This is a genomic window from Kitasatospora sp. NPDC059571 (assembly GCF_042735675.1).
GTDB lineage: Bacteria > Actinomycetota > Actinomycetes > Streptomycetales > Streptomycetaceae > Kitasatospora.
Genome location: NZ_JBHWBW010000580.1, coordinates 1 through 4,377, shown reverse-complemented (window position 1 = coordinate 4,377; position 4,377 = coordinate 1). Strand labels below are relative to the sequence as shown.

At 75.6% G+C, this 4,377-nt stretch carries 4 protein-coding genes; all 4 read left to right on the top strand.

Annotated features, from left to right (window positions below; translation table 11 throughout):
• Positions 1-718: SCO family protein (locus tag ACFV0G_RS35900; RefSeq protein WP_380556990.1), on the top strand; the 718-nt coding region annotated here is incomplete at its 5' end.
• Complete coding sequence (locus ACFV0G_RS35895) at positions 715-1,191, top strand: copper chaperone PCu(A)C (protein WP_380556988.1); 477 nt, start codon at positions 715-717, stop codon at positions 1,189-1,191. The genes ACFV0G_RS35900 and ACFV0G_RS35895, both read left to right, overlap by 4 nt.
• A 5-nt stretch (positions 1,192-1,196) precedes the next feature.
• A complete protein-coding gene (locus ACFV0G_RS35890) occupies positions 1,197-3,254 on the top strand; it encodes a FixH family protein (protein ID WP_380556986.1) in 2,058 nt (685 codons plus the stop codon).
• Positions 3,255-3,387: 133 nt separating this feature from the next.
• On the top strand, positions 3,388-4,323 hold the full coding sequence (pheA, locus tag ACFV0G_RS35885) for a prephenate dehydratase (protein WP_380556992.1): 936 nt from the start codon (positions 3,388-3,390) through the stop codon (positions 4,321-4,323).
• Positions 4,324-4,377: the final 54 nt, after the last annotated feature.

Below are 4,377 nucleotides of genomic sequence, written 5' to 3'. Positions count from 1 at the left end.
GCGGGGGGGCCCCCCCCCCGCCCCCCGCGGCACCCCCGGCCCCCGCCCCCCCCCCCGCCGCCGGGCGGGCCGCGGGGGGCCCCCCGCCGCCCTCGCCCTCACCGGCACGCTCGCCCTCACCGCCTGCGGTTCCGGCGGCGACGCGGGCACCGGCGCCGCCACGGTGCGCAAGGAGAGCAGCAGCTCCGCGTACCAGGGCAGCGTGCTCAGCAAGCACTTCGACAAGCCCGACCTGGTGCTCACCGACACCTCCGGGCAGCCCTTCGACCTGCGCAAGCAGACCGCCGGGCATCCGACGCTGCTGTTCTTCGGCTACACCAGCTGCCCGGACGTCTGCCCGACCACGATGGGCGACATCGGCGTCGCGATGGCGAAGCTCCCCGCCGAGGAGCAGAAGAAGATCGACGTGGTGTTCGTCTCCACCGACCCCGTGCGGGACACCCCCAAGGTGCTCCGCACCTGGCTCGACTCGATGGGCAAGGGCTTCATCGGCCTGACCGGCGACCTCGCCAAGGTCAAGACCGCCGCCCGCCCGCTCGGAGTCGTGGTGCAGGACCCGGTGGTCAACCCGGACGGCACGGTCACCTCGGCGCACGGCGCCCAGGTGCTGGCCTTCCTGCCGCAGGACGACAAGGCGCACCTGCTGTACCTGGGCAACAGCTCGGTCGACACCTACGCGCACGACCTGGCGCTGTTCGCCAAGGGCGTCCCGGCATGAGCCGCGCCTTCCGCCGCACCGCGCTGCTCGGCGCCGGACTGGCCGCCGTGCTGACGGCCGGGACGATAGCCGTGGCCTGCGGCCCGGGCTCCGGGGACGCGCAGGCCAGGCTGAGCGTCAGCGACGGCTACGTCCCGCTGCCCGCCCTGCCCGGCGGGATGGGGGCCGGCTACCTGACCGTCCGCAACACGGGCGGCGGAACCGACCAGCTCGTCCGGGTCACCAGCCCGAACGCGGGCTCGGTCACCCTGCACAGCTCCGGCGCCACCTCGATGTCCGAGGTGAGCAGCCTCAAGGTGCCGGCCCACGGCACCCTGGAACTCGCCCGCGGCGGCCACCACCTGATGATCATGGGCTGGCAGCGCCGGCCCGCCGTCGGCGACGTGCTCGAACTGGACCTCACCTTCGCCAAGAGCGGGACCATCGCCGTCAAGGTGCCGGTCAAGCCGCTCACCTACCGACCGGGGAGCTGACACCGATGCCACGGAGAGTCGCCACGCTGCTGGCCGTCCTGGCCGCGGCCGTCGGGGTGCTGCTGGGCGGCGCCGTACCGGCCGGCGCGCACGCCGCCCTGGTCGGCACCGACCCGGCCCAGGGGTCGGTCGCCGCGACGGCGCCGACCGCCGTCACGCTGACCTTCAGCGAGGGCGTCTCGCTCTCCGCCGACTCCGTCCGGGTGCTCGACCCGGCCGGCAAGGCGGTCGACAACGGCGACGCCGCGCACGCCGACGGCAAGAACGACACCGCGCGGGTGACCCTGCGCGGCGGGATCGGCAACGGCACCTACACGGTCGCCTGGCGGGCGGTCTCCGAGGACTCCCACCCGGTCGGCGGCGCCTTCACCTTCTCCATCGGCGCCCCGTCGGACACCTCCGTCTCCCCCTCCGCCGTGCAGGGCGCCGACGCCGACCCGGCGGTCGCCTTCGCCTACGGCACCGCGCGCACCGTCGCGTACGCCGCGTTCGCGCTGCTGGTCGGCGCCGCCGCGTTCGTGCTGATCTGCTGGCCGCGGGGAGCGGCCCTGCGGTCGGTGCAGCGGCTGCTGATGACCGGCTGGATCGCGCTGCTCGTCTCCACCGTCGCCGTCCTGCTGCTGCGCGGCCCGTACGAGCGCGGCACCGGTCTCGCCCAGGCCCTCGACCTGTCGCTGGTGCGCACCACCCTGGACGAGCGGATCGGCACGGCGCTCGCCGCCCGGCTGCTGCTGCTCGCCGCCGGCGGCGTGTTCCTCTCGCTGCTGGTCGGGCAGCTCGGCCAGGAGGCCGAGCAGGAGGACGACGCCGGGGACGAGCGGGCGGCGGTCACCGGGGCCGGTGCGGAGGAGGACGGCAGCGAGGACGAGCTCGCCGAGCTGGAGCGGCGGGCCGCCCAGCGGCCGCTGCGCGACGCCCGGCTCGGCCTCGGGGTCGCCGGGTCGGTGCTGGCGGTCGCGCTGGCCGCCACCTGGGTCGGCGCCGACCACTCCTCGGTCGGCATCCAGGTGCCGCTGGCCCTGCCCGTGGCGGCCCTGCACCTGCTGGCCATGGCGCTCTGGCTGGGCGGCCTGGCCACCCTGCTGGCCGGTCTGCGGCACCGGGTGCCGCTCGCCGCGGTGGAGCGCTTCTCCACGATCGCGCTGGGCTCGGTCACCGTGCTGGCCGTCACCGGCGTCTACCAGTCCTGGCGCGGCCTCGGCGGCTGGGGCGCGCTGGTGGACACCGACTACGGGCGGCTGCTGCTCGTGAAGGTGGGCTGCGTGGCGGCGATGGTCGGCCTGGCCTGGATCTCCCGCTCCTGGGTGTCCCGGCTCCGGAAGGCCGGGGACGAGGCGGGGACGGCCGACTCGGCCGAGGCCGCCGGGCCGGTCGCGGCCGCCGTGACCGCCGACCGGACCACCGCCTCGTCCCAGGCCGGAACGGACACCGGAGGGGACTCCCCGCCGGACGCCGGACCGGACGCCGATCCGCGGCGGCAGGCCCAGCTGGCCCGCCAGCGGGCCGCCCGCGCCGACGCCGAGGATCGCCGGGCCCGGGACGGCGGACCGGCCCGCGCCGGGCTGCGCCGCACCGTCCTGGCCGAGACCGGGATGGCGGTCGCCGTGCTGGTGGTGACCACCCTGCTCACCAACTCGCCGCCCGGGCGGGTGGCCCAGGCGGCGGCCGCCGCCGCCCCGCAGTCGCCGGCCTCCCCCGGGGCGAGCGCCGTCCCCGGCCGGAACACGGTGCTGACCATGGCGTACGACACCGGCGGCAGCACCCCGAACGCCAAGGGCACGGCCAAGGTCACCGTGAACCCGGTCGCCGTCGGCCCGAACACCGTCGGCCTGGAACTGGACGACAGGACCGGCAGGCCGGCCCAGGTGCCGGAGGTCGAGCTGGCCTTCACCCTGCCGGACCGCGACCTCGGCCCGCTGCCGGTGACGCTCACCGCACAGGGCGCCGGCCGCTGGTCGGGCACCGCCCAGCTGCCGCTGGCCGGGCAGTGGGTGGTCTCGGTGACCGTCCGCTCGTCGGACATCGACCAGTCGACCGCGACCGCGCAGCTGAAGGTCGGCTGACCGCGCGGGGGCGCGGCCGCGGGCAGCTCCGCGGCCGCGCCCACTGGGCGGAACGCGGTCCGGGCGGCCGCCGCGAGTGACTATGGTGGCAAGCCGAATCGTGCACAGCACCACCCTGCGTTCGGAGGCGGCCATGTCGGCGACCCGCTACACCTACCTCGGGCCCGCGGGCACGTTCACCGAGGCGGCGCTGCGCACCCTCCCGGAGGCGGCGACCCGCGAGCTGGTGCCGGTGGCATCCGTCCCCGCGGCGCTGGACGCGGTGCGGGCCGGCGAGGCCGGCGGCGCGTTCGTGGCCGTGGAGAACTCGGTGGAGGGCCCGGTCACGGCCACCAGCGACGAGCTGGTCAACGGCACCCCCCTGATGATCTACCGCGAGGTGCTGCTGCCCATCACCTTCGCGCTGCTGGTACGCCCCGGCACCGGCCTGGACGGGATCAAGACGATCACCAGCCACCCGGTGGCCCAGCCGCAGGTCCGCCGCTGGCTGGCCGCCAACCTGCCGGACGCCCAGTGGGAGGCGTCCTCCTCCAACGCGGACGGCGCCCGGCTGGTCCAGGAGGGCCGGTACGACGCCGCCTTCGCGGGCGCGTTCACCGCGGCGCTGTACGGGCTGGAGGTGCTGGTCCCGGACGTCAACGACGCGGCCAACGCCACCACCCGGTTCCTGCTCGTCGGCCGGCCGGGCCGGGTGGCCTCCCCGACCGGCCTGGACAAGACCTCGATGGTGGTCTGGCTGCCGGACGACCACCCGGGTGCACTGCTGGAGCTGCTCCAGGAGTTCGCCGTCCGCGGCATCAACCTGATGCGGATCGAGTCGCGGCCCACCGGCGAGGGCATGGGGAGCTACTGCTTCCTGATCGACTGCGAGGGGCACCTCAGCGAGCGCCGGGTGAGCGAGGCGCTGATGGGCCTCAAGCGGATCTGCCCCCAGGTCCGGTTCCTCGGGTCGTACCCGCGGGCGGACCACGGCAGCCCGCGGCCGATGCGTCCCGGCACCTCGGACGGGGATTTCGCCGCCGCCTCGGACTGGCTCGCGCGATGCCTCGACGGCCGCGGCGATATCTGAGCCGACCCGATCACTTTCAGTCGATCCCGGTCTTTTTTCGACACGCCGGAAGGT